Source organism: Enterobacter cloacae subsp. cloacae ATCC 13047 (genome assembly GCF_000025565.1).
Classification (GTDB): domain Bacteria; phylum Pseudomonadota; class Gammaproteobacteria; order Enterobacterales; family Enterobacteriaceae; genus Enterobacter; species Enterobacter cloacae.
On record NC_014121.1, the window covers coordinates 3,036,917 to 3,061,384 of the forward strand.

Annotated in this window: 19 protein-coding genes and 2 pseudogenes; 1 reads left to right on the plus strand and 20 read right to left on the minus strand. The window is 54.3% G+C overall.

The genetic code is table 11. The features are described 5' to 3' along the window. Window positions 1-5: 5 nt before the first annotated feature. The 12 genes and pseudogenes from pal to mngA all read right to left on the minus strand — a co-directional run bounded on the left by pal (window position 6) and on the right by mngA (window position 13,350). Window positions 6-527, minus strand: coding sequence for a peptidoglycan-associated lipoprotein Pal (gene pal / locus ECL_RS14680; RefSeq protein WP_006177214.1), 522 nt, complete (start codon window positions 525-527; stop codon window positions 6-8). 35 nt (window positions 528-562) lie between these two features. Beyond that, window positions 563-1,855 carry a Tol-Pal system beta propeller repeat protein TolB gene (gene tolB, locus ECL_RS14685; protein WP_013097529.1) on the minus strand — a complete coding sequence of 431 codons (1,293 nt, stop codon included), beginning with the start codon at window positions 1,853-1,855 and terminating at the stop codon, window positions 563-565. A 133-nt stretch (window positions 1,856-1,988) separates the two neighbouring features. Continuing rightward, a pseudogene (gene tolA / locus ECL_RS14690) lies at window positions 1,989-3,266 on the minus strand (cell envelope integrity protein TolA). 28 nt (window positions 3,267-3,294) lie between these two features. Further along, window positions 3,295-3,723 carry a colicin uptake protein TolR gene (tolR, locus tag ECL_RS14695; RefSeq protein ID WP_003858589.1) on the minus strand — a complete coding sequence of 143 codons (429 nt, stop codon included), beginning with the start codon at window positions 3,721-3,723 and terminating at the stop codon, window positions 3,295-3,297. Between the two features lie 3 nt (window positions 3,724-3,726). Beyond that, a complete protein-coding gene (gene tolQ, locus ECL_RS14700) occupies window positions 3,727-4,419 on the minus strand; it encodes a Tol-Pal system protein TolQ (RefSeq protein ID WP_013097532.1) in 693 nt (230 codons plus the stop codon). Beyond that, complete coding sequence (ybgC, locus tag ECL_RS14705; RefSeq protein WP_013097533.1) at window positions 4,416-4,820, minus strand: tol-pal system-associated acyl-CoA thioesterase; 405 nt, start codon at window positions 4,818-4,820, stop codon at window positions 4,416-4,418. The genes tolQ and ybgC overlap by 4 nt, the downstream gene beginning before the upstream one ends. A 147-nt stretch (window positions 4,821-4,967) precedes the next feature. After that, window positions 4,968-5,258, minus strand: a complete 291-nt coding sequence (ybgE, locus tag ECL_RS14710; RefSeq protein WP_013097534.1) for a cyd operon protein YbgE — start codon at window positions 5,256-5,258, stop codon at window positions 4,968-4,970. Continuing rightward, a complete protein-coding gene (gene cydX / locus ECL_RS14715) occupies window positions 5,258-5,371 on the minus strand; it encodes a cytochrome bd-I oxidase subunit CydX (protein ID WP_003858598.1) in 114 nt (37 codons plus the stop codon). The genes ybgE and cydX overlap by 1 nt, the downstream gene beginning before the upstream one ends. A 14-nt stretch (window positions 5,372-5,385) precedes the next feature. Next, a complete protein-coding gene (gene cydB / locus ECL_RS14720; RefSeq protein ID WP_013097535.1) occupies window positions 5,386-6,525 on the minus strand; it encodes a cytochrome d ubiquinol oxidase subunit II in 1,140 nt (379 codons plus the stop codon). Window positions 6,526-6,540: 15 nt separating this feature from the next. Next, window positions 6,541-8,109 carry a cytochrome ubiquinol oxidase subunit I gene (cydA, locus tag ECL_RS14725; RefSeq protein ID WP_013097536.1) on the minus strand — a complete coding sequence of 523 codons (1,569 nt, stop codon included), beginning with the start codon at window positions 8,107-8,109 and terminating at the stop codon, window positions 6,541-6,543. A gap of 670 nt (window positions 8,110-8,779) precedes the next feature. Further along, window positions 8,780-11,410: a mannosylglycerate hydrolase gene (mngB, locus tag ECL_RS14730; RefSeq protein ID WP_013097537.1), complete on the minus strand. Its 2,631-nt coding sequence runs from the start codon at window positions 11,408-11,410 to the stop codon at window positions 8,780-8,782. A 23-nt stretch (window positions 11,411-11,433) separates the two neighbouring features. Then, window positions 11,434-13,350 carry a PTS 2-O-a-mannosyl-D-glycerate transporter subunit IIABC gene (mngA, locus tag ECL_RS14735; RefSeq protein WP_013097538.1) on the minus strand — a complete coding sequence of 639 codons (1,917 nt, stop codon included), beginning with the start codon at window positions 13,348-13,350 and terminating at the stop codon, window positions 11,434-11,436. Between the two features lie 171 nt (window positions 13,351-13,521). Here mngA and ECL_RS14740 point away from each other — a divergent pair, with 171 nt between their 5' ends. Further along, window positions 13,522-14,238, plus strand: a complete 717-nt coding sequence (locus tag ECL_RS14740) for a GntR family transcriptional regulator (RefSeq protein WP_013097539.1) — start codon at window positions 13,522-13,524, stop codon at window positions 14,236-14,238. An 82-nt stretch (window positions 14,239-14,320) separates the two neighbouring features. Here the strand turns inward: ECL_RS14740 and sucD are convergent, their stop codons facing one another. The 8 genes and pseudogenes from sucD to sdhC all read right to left on the minus strand — a co-directional run bounded on the left by sucD (window position 14,321) and on the right by sdhC (window position 23,966). After that, complete coding sequence (sucD, locus tag ECL_RS14745; RefSeq protein ID WP_008501094.1) at window positions 14,321-15,190, minus strand: succinate--CoA ligase subunit alpha; 870 nt, start codon at window positions 15,188-15,190, stop codon at window positions 14,321-14,323. Then, window positions 15,190-16,356 carry an ADP-forming succinate--CoA ligase subunit beta gene (gene sucC, locus ECL_RS14750; RefSeq protein WP_006809579.1) on the minus strand — a complete coding sequence of 389 codons (1,167 nt, stop codon included), beginning with the start codon at window positions 16,354-16,356 and terminating at the stop codon, window positions 15,190-15,192. The genes sucD and sucC overlap by 1 nt, the downstream gene beginning before the upstream one ends. A gap of 95 nt (window positions 16,357-16,451) precedes the next feature. Next, window positions 16,452-17,672: a 2-oxoglutarate dehydrogenase complex dihydrolipoyllysine-residue succinyltransferase gene (gene odhB, locus ECL_RS14755; protein WP_013097540.1), complete on the minus strand. Its 1,221-nt coding sequence runs from the start codon at window positions 17,670-17,672 to the stop codon at window positions 16,452-16,454. Between the two features lie 14 nt (window positions 17,673-17,686). Further along, window positions 17,687-20,495 (minus strand): annotated as a pseudogene (sucA, locus tag ECL_RS14760) (2-oxoglutarate dehydrogenase E1 component). A gap of 227 nt (window positions 20,496-20,722) precedes the next feature. Beyond that, complete coding sequence (gene sdhB, locus ECL_RS14765) at window positions 20,723-21,439, minus strand: succinate dehydrogenase iron-sulfur subunit SdhB (protein ID WP_008501090.1); 717 nt, start codon at window positions 21,437-21,439, stop codon at window positions 20,723-20,725. Window positions 21,440-21,454: 15 nt separating this feature from the next. Continuing rightward, window positions 21,455-23,221: a succinate dehydrogenase flavoprotein subunit gene (gene sdhA / locus ECL_RS14770; protein ID WP_013097543.1), complete on the minus strand. Its 1,767-nt coding sequence runs from the start codon at window positions 23,219-23,221 to the stop codon at window positions 21,455-21,457. After that, window positions 23,221-23,568, minus strand: coding sequence for a succinate dehydrogenase membrane anchor subunit (sdhD, locus tag ECL_RS14775; RefSeq protein ID WP_008501088.1), 348 nt, complete (start codon window positions 23,566-23,568; stop codon window positions 23,221-23,223). Before sdhD ends, sdhA begins: the two co-directional genes overlap by 1 nt. Further along, window positions 23,562-23,966 (minus strand): succinate dehydrogenase cytochrome b556 subunit, encoded by a 405-nt coding sequence (gene sdhC / locus ECL_RS14780; RefSeq protein ID WP_044159455.1) that lies wholly within the window; start codon window positions 23,964-23,966, stop codon window positions 23,562-23,564. The genes sdhD and sdhC overlap by 7 nt, the downstream gene beginning before the upstream one ends. Window positions 23,967-24,468: the final 502 nt, after the last annotated feature.

Below are 24,468 nucleotides of genomic sequence, written 5' to 3' on the forward strand. Positions count from 1 at the left end.
TTCTCTTAGTAAACCAGTACGGCACGACGGTTTTTGGCGTAAGCCGCTTCGTCATGACCCAGTACTGCAGGTTTTTCTTTACCGTAAGAAACGATGGAGATCTGGTCAGCAGAAACGCCTTTACCCTGCAGGTACATTTTAACAGCGTTAGCACGACGTTCACCCAGGGAGATGTTGTACTCTGGAGTACCACGTTCGTCCGCGTGACCTTCTACGGTGACTTTGTAAGACGGGTTGCTACGCAGGAAGTTAGCGTGAGCATCCAGCATCGCAGCGAAGTCAGAACGGATGTCGTATTTATCCAGATCGAAGTAAACGATGTTGTTCTGCTGCAGCTGCTGCATCTGAAGACGCGCTTGCTCTTCAGAGGACATGTTGCCATTGCCGTTCGCGTCCATACCGGTGCCGGCACCCATCATGCCTTCGCCGCTCTGGTCATTGCTGGCGTTCTTGTTAGAAGAACACGCTGCGATTGCCATTACAGGCAGAGCGATCATCAGCCCCTTCAGCACTTTGTTCAGTTGCATTTCTATGATTCCTTTAGTAATCAATTAATTATTATTTACAGATACGGCGACCAGGCAGGGGATTTTACCTGTCCATCAGTTGCCGGAATACGCGCTTTGAAACGCCCATCTGTAGAAACCAGATTCAGCACAGATCCCATCCCCTGAGAAGAGCTGTAGATTACCATAGTGCCGTTAGGTGCCAGACTTGGCGTTTCATCCAGGAACGTTGACGACAGAACTTGGACGCCACCCGCTACCAGATCTTGTTTGGCAATGTGCTGCTGCCCACCGTTGGAGCTGACCATTACCATAAATTTACCGTCGCTGCTCACATCTGCGTTCTGGTTCTGAGAGCCTTCCCAGGTGATACGCTGCGGAGCCCCGCCGTTGATGTTCACTTTATAGATTTGTGGACGGCCTGCCTGGTCAGAGGTAAACGCCAGGTTCTGGCTGTCCGGGAACCATGATGGTTCCGTGTTGTTGCTGCGACCATCCGTCACCTGACGGATCTGACCAGAACCAATGTCCATCACGTACAGGTTCAGGCTACCGGTTTTGGACAGCGCAAAGGCCAGCTTAGAGCCGTCCGGCGAGAACGAAGGCGCACCGTTGTGACGTGGGAACGACGCCACCTGACGAACAGCACCGTTAGCCAGCGTCTGAATAACCAGCGCAGAACGACCGCTTTCGAAGGTCACGTAAGCCAGTTTAGACCCGTCCGGAGACCAGGCTGGAGACATCAGCGGCTGAGAAGAGCGTTTCACCAGGAACTGGTTGTAACCGTCGTAGTCAGAGACGCGCAGCTCATACGGGAACTGGCCGCCGTTGGTCTGTACCACATAGGCGATACGGGTACGGAACGCACCTTTAATACCGGTCAGTTTTTCGAATACCGCATCGCTGGCAGCGTGAGCCGCATAGCGCAGGTACTGTTTAGTGACCTTGTAAGAGTTCTGAGCCAGAACGGTACCCGGTGCACCGCCGGTATCCACCAGCTGCCAGGCCACGTTGTAAGAGCCGTCCGGGTTAGGGGTAACCTGACCCACAACCACGGCATCAATGCCCAGTGCAGACCATGCGGCAGGTTGAACTTCCTGCGCGCTACCCGGCTGCTGAGGCAGACGAGAACGATCTAACGGGTTGAATTTACCGCTGTTACGCAGGTCAGCTGCCACGATGCCGCCGGCATCTTCAGGCGCCGCACCAGGGCCAGCCCACTGGAATGGAACTACACCGATTGGGCGTGCCGAGTCCACCCCCTGGGTGATCTCGATACGTACTTCTGCGTGCAGTACAGCTGCCCACAGCATTAAGAAACTAAATGCTACACGTAATGCCTGCTTCATCATATCTCCCTTATCTGGGTAACCTTACCCACGATAATTTAGCAGAATGTTAACAAACCCAAATAGACAAAACTACTAAACCCTGTGACTAAACCTGGTCTATTTTTCCCCGTTTGCACGGGGAAAATGTAACTTAAGGTTTGAAGTCCAGCGGTGCATTTTTAAAGACTTCGTAGACTGCCTGAGACGGTGGTTTAGGCATCTTCGCCTGACGTGCTGCAGCCTGAGCTGCAGTACACAAAGCGGGATCCCCACCTTCAGACTTAATATCAAGAAGCATGCCGTCCGGCGCCAGTTTTATACGCAGCGTACACGTTTTACCGGTATAGGAAGACGCATCATAGAATCGGCTTTCGATAGCGGATTTAATCTGCGCAGCATAGCCATTGATTTCAGCCCCTGTCGCACCGTTGCTCTTAGTGTTACCACTTCCTGTCGGTGCTGCGTTGTTTCCTTTCGCCCCACCGCCTGTTTTCGGCGCATTCTTACCGGAACTGAGATCGCCCAGCAGATCGTCAACGCCCGCAGCGGCAGCGGCTTTCTCTGCAGCAGCCTTTTTCGCTGCAGCTTTTTCAGCAGCCGCTTTTTTATCGGCAGCAGCCTTCTCAGCTGCAGCTTTTTTGTCGGCAGCCGCTTTCTCGGCGGCAGCTTTCTTCTCCGCAGCCGCTTTTCAGCAGCGGCGGCTTTTTCTGCGGCAGCTTTCTCGGCAGCAGCGGCTTTCTTCGCAGCCTCGGCAGCCGCTTTCTTCTCGGCTTCCTGAGCCGCTTTTTTCGCGGCTTCGGCTTCCGCTTCTTCTGAGCATCAGCAGCGGCTTTTTCGCGGCTTCTGCTTCCGCTTTCTTCTGAGCATCAGCGGCGGCTTTCTTCGCGGCTTCCGCTTCCGCTTTCTTCTGGGCGTCGGCAGCGGCTTTCTTCGCCGCTTCTGCCGCTAATTTCGCCTGGGCATCAGCCTGTGCTTTGGCATCCGCTGCGGCTTTCGCTGCCGCCTCTTCCGCCTGCTTTTGCTGTTCCTGGGCTTTCTTCGCGGCCTCTTCGGCTTGCTTCTGCTGTTGTGCCTGCTCTTTCGCGGCTTCCTGCGCCTGCAAACGCTCTTTCTCAAGCTGCTTCAGACGTTCCTGCTCGGCGGCCTGCTTTTCACGCAGTTCCTCCGCTTGCTGTTGCGCCTGTTTTTCTCGCTGCTCTTCAGCCCGTTTTGCACTCGCCTGCTGCTGTTGCTGACGGTTATAGTTCTGCACGACCGCACCGGGATCCACCATGACGGCGTCGATAGAAGAACCGCCACCGCCGCCTGATGCATCAATATGCTCGTCGAACGAACTCCAGATCAGCCCTGCAAAAAGGATCACATGCAGCACTGCGGAGACGATTATCGCTCGCTTAAGCTTGTCGTTCTGTTCGGTTGCCTTTGACACTATCGGTTCCCAAAAACTACGCGGATGATCAAATAGGCTGAGTCATTAAGCCGACAGACTTAACACCCGCACTATGTAGCAAGTTCAGCGCTTTAATAATTTCATCGTAAGGCACGTCTTTCGCACCACCGATTAAGAAGACCGTTTTCGGATTTGACTCCAGGCGTCGTTGCGCTTCAGCAATCACCTGCTCCGGCGGTAGCTGATCCATACGATCTTTCTCTACCACGACGCTGTATTGCCCTACGCCGGAAACCTCAATGATGACCGGAGGATCGTCATTGGTGCTTACCGCCTGTGATTCTGTCGCATCCGGCAGATCAACTTCCACGCTCTGGGTAATGATGGGCGCTGTCGCCATAAAGATCAGCAGCAACACCAGCAGTACGTCCAGCAGCGGAACGATATTGATTTCGGACTTGAGTTCGCGACGACCTCGTCCACGCGATCTGGCCATGGTTTACCCCTTGTTGCTCTCGGTGCTGGTAAACGCCTGACGGTGCAGAATCGCGGTGAACTCTTCCATGAAGTTGTCGTAGTTCAGTTCCAGTTTATTCACGCGCTGGTTCAGACGGTTGTAAGCCATAACCGCCGGGATTGCCGCAAACAGACCGATAGCGGTTGCAATCAGTGCTTCTGCAATACCCGGTGCAACCATCTGCAACGTCGCCTGCTTCACTGCGCCCAGCGCGATAAAGGCGTGCATGATCCCCCACACCGTACCAAACAGGCCGATATACGGGCTGATGGACCCCACCGTTCCCAGGAAGGGAATGTGTGTTTCGAGATTTTCCAGCTCGCGGTTCATAGAGATACGCATCGCACGCGAGGCCCCTTCCACCACCGCTTCAGGTGCATGGCTGTTCGCGCGATGCAGACGGGCAAACTCTTTGAATCCGCTGTAGAAAATTTGTTCGGAGCCAGCGAGACTATCGCGACGACCCTGACTTTCCTGATACAGACGGGACAGTTCGATACCCGACCAGAACTTATCTTCAAACGCTTCCGCTTCACGGCCAGCCGCATTGAGAATACGCGTTCTCTGGATGATGATGGCCCAGGATGCGATTGAAAAACCAATCAAAATCAGCATGATAAGTTTAACCAGAAGGCTTGCCTTCAGGAACAAATCAAGGATATTCATGTCAGTCACTGCTTAAACTCCGCGACAATAGACTTAGGAAGCGCACGAGGCTTCATTATGGTTGGATCAACACAGACAATCAGTACTTCAGCTGAGTTCAGTACGGTGTTCTCTGCATTGACTATCCGCTGCGTGAAAACCAGCGAGGTTCCGCGCATTGATGTAATTTCAGTTTGGACTTCGAGCATATCGTCGAGTCTGGCAGGCGCAAAATACTCAAGCGTCATCTTGCGTACCACAAAGGCAACTCGCTCAGCCAACAGTACCTGTTGACTAAAGTGATGATAGCGCAGCATCTCTGTGCGTGCCCGTTCATAAAAAGCAACGTAGCTGGCGTGGTAAACCACACCACCGGCATCGGTATCTTCGTAATAGACACGAACCGGCCATCGAAACAGCGTTGTATTCACTTTACATCCCGGTAATGCAACAAAAGTTTATGCTTTAAACTTCGCTACTATACGCGCGGGAATGATGGTTTGGAATGGGAGAAAGTAAACGGAGAGTAAATTTTTATGGGCTCGGGTAAGCCCATATGGTTAACGGACATTTCTTATTCAGAAGAAGAAGAAAATCAATCCAGCAAGCAGCACGATATCGGCGATAAGCGGGCAGAAAATGCCCTGCCAGTGAATCGCTTTCGGACGAAAGCCTACGCCGTGGATCACACCTGCGCACACCGCCCACATAATGAGAAAGCCGTGCCAGATCTCAAGCTCGCTGGTCTTCGCTGCAAAACGCGAAGGGTCCCAGAAGATACACCCTGCCAGCAGTAATGCCATCACTAAAGAAAGCGCCCGTAACGGGCGCTTATCCATTACCGCATATAACGTTGCGATAATCTTCATTAGTGTTTTTCTTCACCCGCTTTGGTCGCTTCAACGTGCTCAAGCGCCAGGGCAGTGATGACACCAAAAGCACAGGCAAGAAGCGTCCCTAAAATCCATGCGAAATACCACATATTCAGCTCCTTACTTAGTACATAGAGTGGGTGTTGCTTTCGATATGTTCTTTAGTGATACGACCGAACATTTTCCAGTAACACCAGATGGTGTAGGCCAGAACAATCGGAACGAACACGCAAGCAACATAAGTCATTAAGTTCAGCGTCATATGGCTGGAGGTTGCATCCCACATGGTCAGGCTAGCATTCAGCATGGTGCTGGATGGCATCACGAATGGGAACATAGCGATACCTGCAGTCAGGATGATGCACGCCAGCGTCAGTGATGAGAACACGAACGCCAGAGCGCCTTTTTCCAGACGAGACGTCAGAACCGTCAGCAGCGGCAGCAACACACCCAACGCCGGAATAGCCCACAGCACAGGCATCGCGTTGAAGTTCACCAGCCATGCACCGGCCTCACGCGCCACTTCTTTGGTCAGCGGGTTAGACGGCGCGACGTGGTTAATCGCAGACGTCACCACGTAACCATCAATACCGTAGACCACCCAAACACCTGCCAGCGCGAAGCAGACCAGTGTGATCAGAGCAGCAACCTGAGCCGTTGCACGTGAACGCAGATGCAGCTCACCAACAGTACGCATCTGCAGATAGGTTGCGCCCTGGGTGATGATCATCGCCACACTGACTACGCCTGCCAGCAGACCAAACGGATTCAGCAGCTGGAAGAAGTTACCGGTGTAGTAAAGACGCATGTACTCGTCCATGTGGAACGGTACACCCTGCAGCAGGTTACCGAATGCCACACCAATCACCAGCGGTGGAACGAAGCTACCAATGAAGATGCCCCAGTCCCACATGTTACGCCAGCGGGTGTCTTCAATCTTGGAACGGTAGTCGAAACCGACCGGACGGAAGAATAAAGACGCCAGAACCAGAATCATCGCCACGTAGAAACCGGAGAACGCAGCCGCGTAAACCATCGGCCAGGCAGCGAACAGCGCGCCGCCTGCGGTGATCAGCCACACCTGGTTACCGTCCCAGTGCGGGGCGATGGAGTTGATCATGATTCGACGCTCGGTGTCATTACGACCGAGGAAACGGGTGAGCATCCCCACCCCCATGTCGAAACCATCCGTGACAGCAAAACCGATCAGCAGAACACCGATCAACAGCCACCAGATAAAACGCAATACTTCATAATCGATCATTTGATGACTCCTGTCTTAGCGTGCCGGCTGAGTAGTCACACCGGACTGCTCGTAGTGATAGCGACCGGTTTTCAGGCTGCTTGGGCCAAGGCGCGCGAACTTGAACATCAGGAACAGTTCAGCCACCAGGAACAGGGTGTAGAGACCACAGATCAGCAGCATTGAGAAGATCAGATCGCCTGCTGTCAGCGAGGAGTTGGCCACCGCCGTTGGCAGCACCTCACCAATCGCCCATGGCTGACGTCCATACTCCGCAACAAACCAGCCGGACTCAATTGCGATCCACGGCAGCGGGATAGCATACAGCGCCGTACGCAGCAGCCATTTTTTCTCGCCGATGCGGTTACGAATCACAGACCAGAAGGACGCCGCAATGATCAGCAGCATGATGATGCCGCAGCCTACCATGATACGGAATGCAAAGTAGAGTGGCGCTACGCGTGGAATAGAGTCTTTGGTTGCCATCTGGATCTGCGCTTCCGTCGCGTCGGAGACGTTCGGGGTATAGCGTTTCAGCAGCAGACCGTAGCCCAGATCTTTCTTCACGTCGTTGAACTGGTCACGAACGGCCTGGTCGGTAGAACCGGCACGCAGCTGTTCCAGCAGAGCGTAGGCTTTCATACCGTTACGGATACGGCCTTCGTGCTGCTCCATCAGCTCTTTCAGACCCGTCACCTGTTTGTCAACAGAACGGGTGGCGATGATACCCAGCGCATAAGGAATTTGAATGGCGAAGCGGTTTTCCTGGGCGTCCTGGTCCGGAATACCGAACAGGGTAAAGGCAGCCGGGGCCGGTTGGGTTTCCCATTCAGCTTCGATTGCGGCGAGCTTGGTTTTCTGTACGTCACCCATTTCATAACCGGATTCATCACCCAGCACGATAACGGAGAGGATGGCAGCCATACCGAAGCTTGCAGCGATAGCAAAGGAACGTTTAGCGAAGGCGAAGTCACGACCACGCAGCATATAGTAGGAGCTGATGCCCAGAATGAACATCGCGCCGCACACATAGCCAGAGGCCACGGTGTGGACGAATTTAACCTGAGCAACCGGGTTCAGGACCAGCTCGGCAAAGCTGACCATCTCCATACGCATGGTTTCGAAGTTGAAATCAGACGCAATCGGGTTCTGCATCCAGCCGTTTGCCACCAGGATCCACAGCGCGGACAGGTTAGACCCTAATGCCACCAGCCAGGTCACCGCCATATGCTGGACTTTGCCCAGACGGTCCCAGCCGAAGAAGAACAGACCTACAAAGGTGGATTCGAGGAAGAAGGCCATCAGACCTTCAATGGCCAGCGGCGCACCGAAGATATCCCCTACATAGTGGGAATAATATGACCAGTTAGTCCCGAACTGGAACTCCATGGTCAAACCGGTAGCCACGCCCAGTGCGAAGTTGATACCAAACAACTTGCCCCAGAACTTGGTCATATCTTTATAAATCTGTTTGCCGGACAGAACGTATACCGTTTCCATGATGGCCAGCAGGAACGCCATACCGAGCGTCAGCGGCACAAACAGGAAGTGGTACATCGCGGTCAAGGCAAACTGTAAGCGCGACAGTTCGACTACGTCTAACATTATGACTCCTTGCTCATCGCATGAAGACTCCGAGAGTGAACCCCAGGAAAAGGATCCACACGCATGCCCCAATACAAAGTTATCTGCTCCCCTTCTTCGTTGCCTATTCTCTACAGAATGAAAAAGCAGTGATGAAAGGTTACAAATACGTTAATAAAAAACTCAAATTGGTCCCGCAAATATAATACGCTGCAAAACCCTTACAATAAACAGGTTTTTATTGAATCATATTTACGTTTTTCGACGGCGATCAATTTATAGCAAAATTACCACTTTTCGACCATTTTGATCGGGGACAATTTAGCGCTTTTAAGCAGCTTTTTCCAAGGATTAAACTTTGATTTAAATCAAAAACAACGACCGATGTTAACTATGTTTAAACGCGGTAAGAATGGTAAAAACCATGTTAACGATATGTGCATACAAAGCTGTGATTGGTTATCGAAGAAGGGAAAAAATATAAACAGAAGTGATTTTAATTAACGCAAAAGAAAAACACCTTTTCGACGCGGGGCAATCCTTAAAGCGTAGTCGGGCCAGGTTATTTTTCCAGAGTTTGACTGCAACCCTTCGAAATTACATTTAATTTACTTTTCGCGCTCTATAAGTTAACACCGTAGCGTGACTATTTAATGAAAAAAGGCTGCACTTGGCAGCCTTTTTTCGTTTTTCAGGCAAGAAGAATGCTAAAGGTTCGTGACTGCCCCGGTCTGAACGTGCCGGTAATCCCCTGCTCTTCACGATCATCCAGTAACCGTTCATTCAGGTCCGTTTCGCCGCACCGTTTCAACGCCGGGTTAACGGATAACGTCGTCTCGCAGACGCTGGACTCCGAAGGGTTGAACAGGCGAAGAATAAGTTCATCCCGATCTTCCGCTTTTTTGAGCGCGCTGAGCACGCATCCCGTCGGGGAAAGCGCCAGCAGACTGTAACTTTCCGGCGTGGTGAACGACGCACGGTTTAATTTCATCGCATCCCAGGGGATCTTGTTATAGCACTGCACCGGCGTTAACCACGCCTTAGCCTGCTGCGCGACACCCGTGCTTTCAGGGGTGCCACTGAAACTGAACAGGCTAAAACGGCAGGTTAACGGACCACGCATCTGGGAATCCGGGACGGGCATCTTAATCCCCGAAGGTCTGCCAGGGCGCAACAGCAAATCTTCTTTTCCGAGTAACCCCACGCCGCGCAGCAGAGTCAGCGCAAAGGCTTTTTTGGTATCGCCCACCACTTCAAATTCACGTAGTCCTTCTGTAAACAGCGCAAGCCCGTTTCGCTTTTCCTGCAGCACGGCATAGTTGAGCAAATTCCAGACAGGAACGGGCGCTTCTTTCCAGCCCTCTTCCTGCCAGCGTTGCATCGCAGCGTCCTGCACGGGGCGAGTAATGGTGCCAAACTGCGTATCCGCGAGCACGTGCTGAGTCGTAAACGGTGTGGGGATCAGCACCCGAACGCGGTGGTCATCCGCCTGGTTATCCAGACGCACCGCCACATCAATACGTCTGCTGTTGTGGCTGAGCGTAATGTCAAATGCCACCTCAAGAGAACCCTTTCGCTGACGTGCAGCGCGTTCAGAGAGGTTTGCCGGTACAGCAATACGGTGGCGGATCACCGCCCTGCTCTGCCAGGCTTCGTGTATGACGTCAACCTGATGCTCGCCCTGTGCCGAAGTGAGCCTCCACTCTTCCCGTGAAGGCGAGTAGTCGTACTCATCGCCATCATCCGAACTCTCTTCAATCTCCAGTACCCGGTCGTAAATCAGGCCGGTTTCTTTGTCGCGCAGACGCAGCGTACCGTCGTCGTTTATATCAATCTGCCAGAAAGCATTTTCGAGTAAAGCACCGGTGTTTTGCGCCGGAGAGAGCACCTTTCCGGCTACGTGCGGTTCAATAAACAGCGTACGGTAGCCCATCGACGGCAGGATCTGGCTGAGCTGGATATCAAACTCCATAAACGGTTCGTAGTTGCCGTAATGGACAATCTGCCGGTCAATGAGACCAGGGTCGAGCTCGCGCGCGCTGCGAATGAAATACGGGATCTCGTTGCCTTTCTCATCACGCAGACGAAACTGGCTGGCGCGCAGCCGAATCGTGGTGTTCATCACCTCTTCACGCGGCCAGGGCATCAGGTTGAACATCACCAGCTTATCGGCGTCGGATTGCGGCATGTTGTCGACAATCTTGCGCATATAGAAGCGCACCAGGTTGTCTGCCATGTCCTCCGCCAGCTCAAAGCGGGAGACAATCTCGCGATGCACCTTGTCGCTGCAGCAGCAGCCGATGCTGTCGTGGGCGTGATTCTTGAGGATCTCTTTCCACATTTTCTCCAGCAGACCGTGGTGATAGTCGAAGCCGAGAGTCCAGGCAAGCGTCGCCAGCGGCTCAAGCACGTTGACGATTTTATTCTCGATACGCGCATGGGCGATTTTAATGTCCATGCGCGTGGAGCCGATTGTCCGGTGCACGCGCATGTATTTCCCGTCGATAAACTCCCCTTTCAGCGTCGCCAGTTCATCGCGCCGCGCCTCAATATGGTCAAACACCTCCTCGAAGCGGCTCATCACAAACTGACGTTGCGGATAGATTTCACGAAGCTTCTCCATCACCGCAAAGAGGTTCTGCTGCAGCGGCATCTGGTCGTGTCCGTTGGGCAGCAAAATCTCTTTGGTGATGGAGGCGTTTTCCAGGACCTCGAAATAACTGTCGAGCCGTTTTCGTAGCCCGGCCTCATCCTCAGGTAAGTACTTACCAATCGCATAGCCCAGCGGCAGCACCTGTGCCGTCACTTCACTGCCGTCCTGGCTCTGCCAGAGAAATTCCGTTTTATCGGTACCGTGTCGTTCAGAACAGCCGCGCCAGAACATCGTGCGGGTAATGCCAAAGCCGTTATAAATATGCGGAAGCTGGCCTGACATCCCAAACGAATCCGGCAGATAACCGATCATCATCGGCTCGCCGAACGCCATACAGTCGCGAATACCGTACATCAGGTTGCGGACAATCGACTCGCCGCTGACGATCGTGGTATCGGTCTGGGTATACCACGGGCCGATAATCAGTTTTCCGCGCTCGACAAGTGCCTTCACCCGCGAGCGGTTTTCGGGCTTGACGGCAAAGTAATCCTCCAGCACTGCCGTCTGTCCGTCGAGAACGTAATATTTATAGGCCTCGTCCTGCTCCAGACGGGTCAGGATCTCTTCCATATTATTGACCAGAAGAATACGCGACTCTTCGGTGGTGAAGTACCACTCACGGTCCCAGTGCATATGCGGCGTGATATGAACGCGAGATACAGCTTTCATCTTCGTTTCCTGTGTTGTGCGTTTTACGGTATGGCGTCTTCAGTGATGTATTTGCCCGTTTTGACCGCCTGACGTCGCCAGAGCAGCAGAATAAATGTGGAGATAGCGGTCCCCACCAGCGCCGCGCCAAACCAGCCTGCCGCTGCAACCACACCGCTCAGCCCTGCATCATGAAGTAAAAAGAGCGAGAAAATGCCTGCGCCCGGCGTGGACAGGCCGATCCCCATCGCGCCAACAATCGCCCCTGTCACCATGGAGCCCAGCACAAATGAGCCAATGACGCGGAGGGGATCTTCAATCGCCATCGGTATTGCCCCTTCGGTAATGCCCGCGAGGCCAAGCAGCCACGTTGATTTGCCGGTTTCAATTTCAAACGGTTTAAACAATCTCGGCGCCAGCATCGTTGACGCCGTCACGGTAAAGGCCGAGACCATCTTGACGGAGGCGAAAATTGCATAGGGGCCATACACCCCGTTGGCCATTGCCCCGAGGCAGAACGCGTAGGAGGCTTTGTTGACCGGCCCGCCCAAATCGAACGAACACATAAAGCCAAGGATCGCGCCCAGGAGCAGCGCATTCGCGCCAGAAAGGCCATTAAGCCAGGCGGTGAGCGCGTTGTTTATCCAGGCCACCGGTTCGCCGATCACAAACAGCATCAGGCTGCCTGCGCCCAGCACGCCAATAACCGGATAAAGATAAAAGGTTAAGAAGCCGTTGAAGCGGCTACTGAGGCGAATGTGATTTTTCACCCAGCGCATCAGGTAGCCCGCAATCAGCCCGCCTGCGATGGCCCCCAGAAAACCGGAACCAATCATATTGGCAGCCAGACCGGCAGCGAAACCCGGCGTCAGCGCCGGTTTATCCGCCAGTGAATAAGCGGTATACGCCGCCAGAACGGGAACCATCAGCATGCCAAGCATGCCGCCGCCAAGCTTGCGGTACATCCACAGCCACGAATTTTCCTGATCGAACAAGTGCTGCAGCCCCAGGATTTGCGCCAGCAATACCGACACGGCCAGCACCGTACCACCGGCGACAATCAACGGCACCGCAAAGGAGATGCCGCTCAGGAGCGCCTGCTTGAGCTCGGTTTTGACACTCTTTTTTGTTTCAGTATCGACGGGCGCATGCCGCGCAGCGTCGGCAGGCTTTAACGCCAGCGCGCGTTCTATTAACGCTTCAGCATGGCGTAGTGGCTCCGCAACGGGTACGGAAACGGTGGGGATCCCCGCAAAGCGTTCACTCTCTTTGATCGCCACTTCTGCGGCAAAGATACATGCTCTGGCCTCCTGCAGTTGCTGTGACGTGAGGCGCCCCTCAATGCCGTTCGCCCCCTGCTTTTCCACCACCACGTTGACGCCCATCCTGCGTCCCGCTTTTTCCAGGTACTCCGCCGCCATATAGGTGTGGGCAATCCCGGCCGGGCAGGCGGTAACGCAGACAATAGTCGGGGCACTCTCCTGGATGGCGTCGGCCTGCTCCCCGGGCGCGGCGTCCAGCGCGGTCAGTACACCTTCTGCCGTGGTCGCCGCCATTACGCGGGCCCTGAGATCGTCATCCGCCAGGCGAGACGTGAGCGCCGTTAACACCTCAATATGCGTTGATCCGGCTTCCGCCGGAGGGATCGCGAGCAGGAAAATGAGCGTGACCTCTTCCGGCCCGTCCACCCCTTCCCATTCCAGCGGTTCGCACAGCGTTGCGACGGCAAAAGCCGCCTCTTTTACCGTGGCCGATTTGCCATGGGGGACAGCCAGCCCCTCACCCAGCGCGGTTGGGCCAAGCGATTCCCGTTGAAAAACGTCCACCAGAAAAGCCTCGGCGTCAGTGATTTTGCCCAGCGCCTCCAGCCGCATCGCGAGCTGACGTATTGCCTCATCACGGCGGGTAAACTGCGCCTGAACGCAGACAGCACGCGGATCGGTCAGGGTCGTCAGGTTCATAGAGATCCTCACAGTTGCATCGTTATAGTCTGCGAAGGATTGTGGCAGAGCGGACAATACATTTATGTGATCATTTTCACTAACACCAATATTTGTATTTAAGTTGTATTATTTACAAATCATTAGTTGAATGCATAATTCTCAGAAAAGGTATTAATCAGGCGCGATAAAATGGGCAATAAACCGCGATACCGGCAGATAGCGGATGTCTTCCGCGAAAAAATTAACGCCGGAGAATTAAAACCGGGTGACGCGCTACCAACGGAATCCAGCCTTCAGGAGGCGTTTAGCGTCAGCCGCGTCACCGTCCGGCAGGCCCTGAAACTGCTTGCCGACGAACAGATCATCGAAAGCATCCAGGGCAGTGGTTCATATGTAAAAGAGGAGCGGGTCAATTACGACATTTACCAGCTCACCGGCTTTTACGAAAAACTGGCGGATCGTAACGTTGATACGCACAGCGACGTTAAAATTTTTGAAGTGGTAAAAGCCGATACAAGACTCGCGGCTACGCTGGCAATTGGCGAGGATGATAAGGTCTGGCACGTCAAGCGCGTACGCTTCATCAAGCAGAAGCCGGTAAACCTGGAAGAAACCTGGATGCCGCTGGCGATGTTCCCCGACCTCACCTGGGAAGTGATGGAAAAGTCGAAATACCACTACGTTGAACAGATCAAAAAGCTGGTCATCGATCGCAGTGAACAGGAGCTGGTGCCGGTCATGCCCTCAGAAGAGGCGATTGCCGCGCTGGCGCTCGATCCGGCAAAACCGATCCTGGAAAAAGTCTCCCGCGGTTTCCTGAAAGATGGCCGGGTTTTCGAATACAGCCGCAACGTGTTCAATACCGACGATTACAAATTCACCCTCGTGGCGAAACGCAGGCAATAAAAAAGGCCGCTTTACAGCGGCCAACCATGTCGAAACGGACATTTTTTATTTCAACGCGCCCCTTTCAGGGCGCAGAGAGGACTTACTTAATGATGGATTTCAGTGCTTCGCCGATATCCGCCAGGCTGCGAACGGTCTTCACGCCTGCGGCTTCCAGCGCTGCGAATTTCTCATCAGCCGTACCTTTACCACCGGCGATAATCGCGCCTGCGTGACCCATACGCTTACCTTTCGGCGCGGTCACACCCGCGATGTAACCGACTACTGGCTTGGTTACATGTTCTTTGATGTAAGCAGCCGCTTCTTCTTCCGCGCTACCACCGATCTCACCGATCATGACGATCGCCTCGGTCTGTGGATCTTCCTGGAACAGCTTCAGGATGTCGATGAAGTTAGAGCCAGGGATTGGGTCACCGCCGATGCCCACACAGGTGGACTGGCCGAAGCCGTAGTCGGTGGTCTGCTTAACCGCTTCATAGGTCAGCGTACCGGAACGGGAAACGATACCCACTTTGCCCGGCTTGTGAATGTGACCTGGCATGATGCCGATTTTGCATTCGCCTGGGGTGATCACGCCCGGGCAGTTCGGGCCGATCATGCGCACGCCCGCTTCGTCCAGCTTCACTTTCACGGTCAGCATATCCAGCGTCGGGATACCTTCAGTGATGGTGATGATCAGTTTGATGCCAGCGTCGATCGCTTCCAGAATGGAGTCTTTGCAGAACGGTGCCGGAACGTAGATAACGGTCGCGGTTGCGCCCGTCGCTTCTACGGCTTCACGCACGGTGTTGAACACCGGCAGGCCCAGGTGCGTGGTGCCACCTTTACCTGGTGTTACGCCGCCAACCATCTGCGTACCGTAGGCAATCGCCTGCTCGGAGTGGAAAGTCCCCTGGCTACCGGTGAAGCCCTGGCAGATAACCTTGGTATCTTTATTGATTAAAACTGACATTATTTCCCCTCCACTGCGGCAACAACCTGCTGAGCTGCATCCGTCAGACTTTTCGCTGCAATAATATTCAGGCCGCTGTCAGCCAGTTTTTTCGCGCCGAGTTCAGCGTTGTTACCTTCAAGACGCACAACAACCGGAACGTTAACGCCCACTTCTTCTACCGCGCCGATGATGCCGTCTGCGATCAGGTCGCAACGTACGATACCGCCGAAGATGTTCACCAGAACGGCTTTCACGTTGTCGTCAGAGAGAATGATTTTGAACGCTTCGGTTACGCGCTCTTTGGTTGCGCCACCGCCTACGTCGAGGAAGTTCGCTGGCTCGCCGCCATGCAGCTTAACGATGTCCATGGTGCCCATCGCCAGGCCCGCACCGTTAACCATGCAGCCGATGTTGCCATCCAGCGCCACGTAGTTCAGTTCCCACTGAGCAGCCTGTGCTTCACGCGGGTCTTCCTGAGACTGGTCACGCATTTCGCGCAGATCCGGCTGGCGGAACAGGGCATTGCCGTCAGCACCCAGTTTGCCATCGAGGCAGATCAGATCGCCCTGAGTGGTGATCACCAGCGGGTTGATCTCGATCAGCGCCAGATCGCGCTCCAGGAAGATGGTCGCCAGCCCCATGAAGATCTTGGTGAACTGCTGAACCAGCTTGCCTTCCAGACCCAGTTTGAACGCCAGCTCACGGCCCTGGTAAGGCATTGGACCTGCCAGTGGATCGATAGCCACTTTATGGATCAGGTGTGGCGTCTCTTCTGCCACTTTTTCGATTTCCACGCCGCCTTCGGTAGACGCCATGAACACCACGCGGCGTGAGCTACGGTCAACCACCGCGCCCAGATACAGCTCTTTCGCGATGTCGGTTGCCGCTTCAACCAGGATCTGGTTGACTGGCTGGCCGTTCGCATCTGTCTGGTAAGTGACCAGACGCTTGCCGAGCCAATGTTCAGCAAATGCACGAATTTCTTCTTTGCTCTTAACAACCTTCACACCGCCCGCTTTACCACGGCCACCAGCGTGAACCTGACATTTAACTACCCACGGGCCGGAACCGATTTTAGATGCGGCTTCTTCTGCTTCACGCGGGGTAGTACAGGCATAACCCACCGGAGCCGGTAAGCCATACCGGGCAAACAGCTGTTTGGCCTGATATTCATGTAAGTTCATGTGTTCTATCCATCCTTCAGGGTAATCGTTATCTTCAAACCTGCAGGCCGGTGCAAGGCGTATCCGGCCTACAGGGCAGGTGATGCTAAAAGGGACTAGACGTCCAGCAGCAGACGCGTTGGATCTTCCAGCAGCTCTTTAATCGCTACCAGGAAGCCCACGGACTCGCGGCCGTCGATCAGACGGTGATCGTAAGAGAGCGCCAGATACATCATTGGCAGGATCTCCACTTTACCGTCTACCGCCATCGGACGATCTTTAATGGCGTGCATACCCAGGATCGCGCTCTGCGGCGGGTTGATGATCGGGGTAGACATCAGCGAGCCAAACACGCCGCCGTTGGTAATGGTGAAGTTACCGCCGGTCAGGTCGTCTACGGTCAGCTTGCCGTCGCGGCCTTTCACGGCCAGCTCTTTAATATTTTTCTCGATGTCGGCCATACCCAGGGTATCCACATCACGCAGAACCGGAGTCACCAGACCACGTGGCGTAGACACCGCCATGCTGACGTCGAAATAGTTGTGGTAAACCACGTCATCACCATCGATGGACGCGTTCACTTCCGGGTAGCGTTTCAGCGCTTCAACAACCGCTTTCACGTAGAAGGACATAAAGCCCAGACGGATACCGTGACGTTTTTCAAACGCGTCACCGTACTGCTTACGCAGGTCCATGATTGGCTTCATGTTCACTTCGTTGAAGGTGGTCAGCATCGCGGTGGAGTTTTTCGCTTCCAGCAGACGCTCTGCCACACGCTTACGCAGGCGAGTCATTGGCACGCGTTTTTCACTGCGCGCACCCAGAGCAGGCTGTGCTGCTGGGGCTGCCACAGGGGCTTTCGCTTCTGCCTGAGCAGGCGCTTTCGCCAGGTGTTTGTCGATGTCTTCACGGGTCAGACGACCGCCTACACCGGTACCTTTGATGGCTGCCGGGTCAAGGCTGTGTTCAGCCAGCAGGCGACGGATCGCCGGGCTGAGCGCGTCGTTGGTCTGTTCTTCCAGAGAAGCCTGCTGGCGCTGAGCCGGCGTAGAGGCTTTCTCTTCAGACTTCGCGCTGGACTCTTTGCCCGCGCTGTTGCCTTCACGCAGGCGACCCAGGATCTGGCGAGAGGTTACGGTGGTGCCTTCGTCTTCCAGCACCGCGTCCAGAACGCCATCCGCCGAAGCCGGTACTTCCAGTACCACTTTGTCAGTTTCGATTTCTACCAGCACTTCATCGCGCTTAACGGCATCGCCTGGTTTTTTATGCCAGGTAGCGACGGTCGCATCTGCTACAGATTCAGGCAGGTCGGGAACAAGAATATCTACGCTACTCATTATGTATCCTTTAATTAATCGACGTTCAGCGCGTCATTGACCAGATCTTGTTGCTGCTTCTGGTGAACGGACATATACCCTACCGCCGGAGAGGCGGAGGCCGGGCGACCTGCATAACGCAGGGCAGACCCAAATGGAATCACTTCACGGAAATGATGCTGGCTGCAGTACCATGCGCCCTGGTTGAGCGGCTCTTCCTGGCACCAGACAAAATCATGCACGTGAGCGTACGGTTTCAGCGCTTCCTGCACCGCCTGGTGCGGGAATGGATAAAGCTGTTCGATACGCACGATGGCGACATCTTTCTGATCGTTCTTACGGCGCTGTTCCAGCAGGTCGTAATAAACCTTACCAGAACACATCACCACACGCTTCACAGCCTGCGGATCCAGTTCATCAATCTCACCGATGGCAGGCAGGAAGGTGCCATTCGCCAGCTCATCCAGGCTGGACACCGCCAGTGGGTGACGCAGCAGGGATTTTGGTGACATGACCACCAGCGGACGGCGCATACCGCGCAGCGCCTGACGACGCAGCATGTGGTAAACCTGAGCGGGGGTGGACGGTACGCAAACCTGCATGTTCTGCTCAGCGCAGAGCTGCAGATAACGTTCCAGGCGCGCGGAGGAGTGCTCAGGACCCTGGCCTTCATAACCATGTGGCAGGAGCATCACCAGGCCACACATACGGCCCCATTTCTGTTCGCCAGAAGAGATGAACTGGTCGATAACCACCTGAGCACCGTTGGCGAAGTCACCGAACTGCGCTTCCCAGATGGTCAGCGTACGCGGCTCTGCGGTAGCGTAACCGTATTCGAAGGCCAGCACCGCTTCTTCAGAGAGCACGGAGTCCCAGACCTTGAACTGGCCCTGACCGTTGTGCACGTGCTGCAGCGGGGTGTAGGTTGAACCGTTAGACTGGTTGTGAACTACCGCGTGGCGGTGGAAGAAGGTGCCACGGCCCGCATCTTCACCGGACAGACGAACAGGAATACCTTCATCAACCAGCGTCGCGTAAGCCAGCGTTTCTGCACCGCCCCAGTCGAACAGCTTCTCACCTGCCGCCATAGACTGACGGTCAGCATAAATTTTTGCCACGCGAGACTGCATCTCGATGGCGTCTGGCACGGTGCTGATGCGTTTAGCCAGCTCCTGCAGGCGCTTCATCTCGACCTTGTTCGGGTAGCTCTCATCCCACTCGTGGTTGAGGTACGGCGACCAGGTAAAGGAGTGCATGTTCATCGGACGCAGCTCTTTTAACCACGCACTCACCCGCATCCAGCGCGTCGCGGTAGAGGTTGACCATTTCGGTCGCATCTTCCAGCGTCGCCACTTTTTCGCTTTCCAGCTTGTCAGCGTAGATTTTGCGCGGCGTCGGGTGTTTTTTGATTTTCTGGTACATCAACGGCTGGGTTGCACTTGGCTCGTCGGCTTCGTTGTGGCCGTGACGGCGGTAGCAGAACAGATCGATGAACACATCGCGTTTGAAGGTGTTACGGAAGTCCAGCGCCAGACGGGTCACGAAGGCGACCGCTTCCGGGTCATCCGCGTTAACGTGGAAGATTGGCGCCTGTACCATCTTGCCGATGTCGGTGCAGTAAGGGGTTGAACGCGCATCCAGTGGGTTAGACGTTGTGAAGCCCACCTGGTTGTTGATGACGATACGAACGGTACCGCCCACTTCATAACCACGCGCTTTGGACATGTTCAGGGTTTCCTGAACCACGCCCTGCCCTGTGACCGCCGCATCACCGTGAATGGTAATTGGCAGCACTTTGTTGCTGCTTGGCTCGTCCAGACGATCCAGACGCGCACGCACGGAACCGATAACTACCGGGCTGACGATCTCCAGGTGCGACGGGTTAAACGCCAGCGCCAGGTGAACCAGACCGCCTTCGGTTTCGATATCAGACGAGAAGCCCATGTGGTACTTCACGTCACCGGTGCCGAGATGTTCTTTATGTTTGCCCGCGAATTCGTCGAACAGGTCCTGCGGTTTTTTACCCAGCACGTTGACCAGCACGTTCAGACGACCACGGTGCGCCATGCCCAGTACCACTTCACGGGTACCGCTCTTGCCTGCATGACGAATCAGCTCTTTCAGCATTGGCACTAACGCATCGCCGCCTTCCAGCGAGAAGCGTTTTGCGCCCGGGAACTTCGCGCCCAGATAGCGCTCAAGCCCTTCCGCTGCGGTCAGTTCGTTCAGGAAGCGTTTTTTCTCGTCAGCCGAGAAGGTCGCGTGGCCCGCTACGGATTCGATACGCTGCTGGATCCAGCGTTTCTCTTCGGTAGAAGTGATATGCATGTATTCCGCGCCGATGGAGCCGCAGTAGGTTTGCTTGAGGGCGTCGATCAGATCGCCCAGCTTCATCGTGTCTTTACCGATGGCAAAAGAACCTACGTTAAAGCTTTCCTGGAAATCGGCCTCGGTCAGATCGTGATACGCCGGATCGAGATCCGCCACACGGTCTTGTTTCCACAGTCCCAGCGGATCGAGATTCGCATGCTGGTGACCGCGGAAGCGATAAGCGTTAATAAGCTGCAGGACTTTAACCTGCTTCGCGTTGGTGTCAGGGTCGGAAATCGCAGAAGAGTAACGTGAGGCATCCTTCGCCAGACGACGGAAATAATCACGTGTTTTGGAATGGAATTGATCCGGTTTGACTCCCGTGCCAGGCAACTGCTGGAACATGGAACGCCAGTTTGCGTCCACTGAGTCAGGATCGGTTAAGAAGTCTTCATAGAGCTGTTCTATCCAGCTCTGGTTGGCACCAGAGAGGTAAGAAGAGTCCAGCCAGGCTTTCATTGCGCCGTTCTGCATCGTGATCCCTTAAGCATTTTTATGCTTACTTTCGCCGTAGAAACTACCACGCACACCGCGTGTACGTGCCGGGGTTCACCTGCGAGCTCTTTTCATTTGGCCCGCGAAGGAACCTTTAGAAACTGTCTAGACTTCAGGGCAGTTTTTAAAGGTTTCTGCAATCTATCCCCTCTCCCTTTGGGAGAGGGTTAGGGTGAGGGGGAACAGCGCCCCCTCTCACTACTTACTTACGCACTGCGCTGCAGCAGCATCGACTTAATATGGCCGATGGCGCGCGTCGGGTTCAGCCCCTTCGGACACACGCTGACGCAGTTCATGATGCTATGGCAGCGGAATACGCTGAAAGCGTCACTTAAACCTTCCAGACGACTATCGGTTTCGGTGTCGCGGCTATCGATCAGGAAGCGATAGGCAGCCAGCAGACCGGCCGGGCCGATGAACTTGTCCGGGTTCCACCAGAACGACGGGCACGACGTTGAACAACATGCACAGAGAATACACTCATACAAGCCGTCGAGTTTTTCACGCTGCTCAGGAGACTGTAAATGCTCACGAGCGGGTGGATTTTGCCCATTATTCAATAAGTAAGGTTTAATCTTCTCATATTGTGCATAGAATTGCCCCATGTCTACCACCAAATCACGCACGACCGGCAGGCCTGGCAGAGGACGGATAACAATTTTCTGGCCCGGGCGTTGCAACGCGGAAATTGGCGTGATGCAGGCCAGACCATTTTTGCCGTTCATGTTGACGCCGTCAGAGCCACACACCCCTTCACGGCAGGAGCGACGGAACGACAGTGTCGGATCTTTTTCTTTCAGCTGGATTAACGCATCCAGCAGCATCATGTCACGACCTTCTTCCGCTTCCAGCGTGTAATCCTGCATGCGCGGAGCGTCATCTACATCCGGGTTATAACGATAAACTGAGAATTCGAGTTTCATTGTCCTGTCTCCGCATTAGTAAGTACGAATCTTCGGCGGGAACGCCGGACGCAGTTTCGGTTCCATGTTCACCTGACGGCGCGTCATGGTTTCCGACTCTGGCAGATACAGGGAATGGCACAGCCAGTTTTCATCGTCACGATCCGGGAAGTCGAAGCGGCTATGCGCGCCACGGCTTTCGGTACGGAAGTTGGCCGACATCGCGGTTGCGAACGCGGTTTCCATCAGGTTATCCAGCTCAAGACACTCAACGCGCTGGGTGTTGAACTCGCTGGAAGTATCATCCAGACGGGCGTTTTTCAGGCGCTCGCGGATCGCTTTCAGCTGCTCAAGACCTTTCGCCATCGCGTCACCTTCACGGAATACCGAGAAGTTGTGCTGCATACATTCCTGCAGCGCTTTGCGGATTTCCACCGGATCTTCACCGTTACGGTTACCGTTCCAGCGGTTCAGACGCTCAAGCGATGCATCAATTTGGTCGTCAGTGGCGTCACGCAGCGCGCCCTGTTCGGCAATGGATTCCTGCAGGTGCAGACCCACCGCACGACCAAACACCACCAGGTCCAGCAGGGAGTTCCCCCCCAGACGGTTGGCACCGTGTACGGATACGCAGGCAATTTCGCCTACCGCGAACAGGCCTGGGATGACCACATCTTCGCCCTGCTCGTTCACGGTCAATGCCTGACCGGTCACTTTGGTCGGAATACCGCCCATCATGTAGTGGCAGGTAGGAATAACCGGAATTGGCTCTTTCACCGGGTCGACGTGGGCGAAGGTACGGGACAGCTCCAGAATGCCCGGCAGACGGGATTCCAGTACCTCTTTACCCAGGTGGTCGAGTTTCAGCTTGGCGTGTGGACCCCATGGGCCATCACAGCCGCGACCTTCACGGATTTCGATCATGATGGAACGCGCCACCACGTCACGACCCGCCAGGTCTTTCGCATTCGGAGCATAACGTTCCATGAAACGTTCGCCGTGTTTGTTCAGCAGGTAACCGCCTTCACCACGGCAGCCTTCTGTCACCAGAACGCCCGCACCGGCGATACCGGTTGGGTGGAACTGCCACATCTCCATATCCTGCACCGGCACGCCAGCGCGGATAGCCATCCCAACGCCATCACCGGTATTGATGTGGGCGTTAGTGGTGGACTGGTAAATACGCCCTGCACCGCCGGTCGCCAGCACGGTTGCGCGCGCTTTGAAGTAGACCACTTCACCGGTTTCAATGCACAGCGCAGTACAACCAACAATCGCGCCATCGGCGTTTTTCACCAGATCCAGCGCATACCACTCGGAGAAGATAGTAGTGTGGTTTTTCAGGTTCTGCTGATACAGAGTATGCAGCAGCGCGTGACCGGTACGGTCGGCCGCTGCCGCGGTACGTGCAGCCTGCTCGCCGCCGAAGTTTTTCGACTGGCCGCCAAACGGACGTTGATAGATGGTGCCATTTTCCAGACGGGAGAACGGCAGACCCATATGATCCAGCTCCAGAATCGCTTCCGGGCCAGTCTTACACATATATTCGATGGCATCCTGGTCGCCGATGTAGTCGGACCCTTTTACCGTGTCGTACATGTGCCATTCCCAGTTATCTTCATGGGAGTTACCCAGCGCAACGGTAATACCGCCCTGCGCAGATACCGTGTGGGAACGGGTCGGGAATACTTTAGAGAGCAGCGCACAGGTCTGGCCGCTCTGGGAAATTTGCAGCGCGGCGCGCATACCTGCGCCACCCGCACCAATCACAACAGCATCAAATTCTCTGACTGGCAGTTTCATTACACACCCCACACCACAACGAATCCATAAATAACGTAAACCACCAGTGCAACGACAATGGCCAGCTGCAGAGGAAGGCGAATTGCCAGCGGTTTAACGTAATCGGTCAACACCTGCCACATGCCAATCCAGGCATGAATAAGAATGGAGAACAGCGCCAGCAGGGTGAACACTTTGGTGAAGGCAGATCCGAAGAACCCACTCCAGATTTCCCACGTCAGCGTGCCGCTGGTCGCGAAGAAACCGATCATATAGATGATGTAGAGGGTGAGAACGATGGCGGTAGCACGGACCAGAATGAAGTCATGTACGCCGTTGCGTCCTAATGCGGAGGCGTTGCTTACCATACGAGAACTCCTGCGAGAAGTGAAAGCACGACTGTAATCACAAATGAAATGTTAGCGGAACGTTTCCCGGCTTCGAAAGTCTCTTCCAGGTAACCAAAGTCCATCAGCATATGGCGAATACCCACCACAACGTGGTACGCCAGCGCAGTCAGAATGCCCCACATGATGAATTTCACGAAGAAGCTGTTCATGATGGCAGAGGCCTGGAGGAATCCTTCAGGAGAAGAGAGGCTGGTGCCCAGTAACCACAGCAGAATGCCTACCGCCACAAACGTAATCACACCCGATACACGGTGCAGAATGGACGCTATTGCTGTTACGGGGAACCGGATCGTTTTGAGATCCAGATTGACAGGTCTTTGTTTTTTCACATTTCTTATCATGAATAACGCCCACATGCTGTTCTTATTGTTTCCTTCCTCCGGACTGCGATGCGGGTCAGACAGCGTTCCTTTTCTATAACTGCGCGTCATGCAAAACATTGCTTCCAAATGCTAAAACGACACGTTACAACGCTGGGTGGCTCGGGATTGCAGGGTGTTCCGGAGACCTGGCGGCAGTATAGGCCGTTCACAAAATCATTACAATTAACCTACATACAGTTTGTCGGGTTTTCTCTGGAACAGTGATCAGGGTCACGATAACAACATCTTTTTAATTTTTAATCATCTGATTTGACAAATGTTAAACAATATTGTTACAAACGTCATCAGAAAAGGCATATAATGCGCAAAAGTTATGAGGTCTCTCTTTCACCTGACAAATAGTTATGTAACAGTGTGATGGTATTGACCGAAGTTATCAGGACAGTTATTAGTGATATACAGGTTTGAAAAATTCGGACTGCAAAAACGCTGATTTGCTGTTGTTTCACTGATATTTCATTCGTTTACCTGCAAG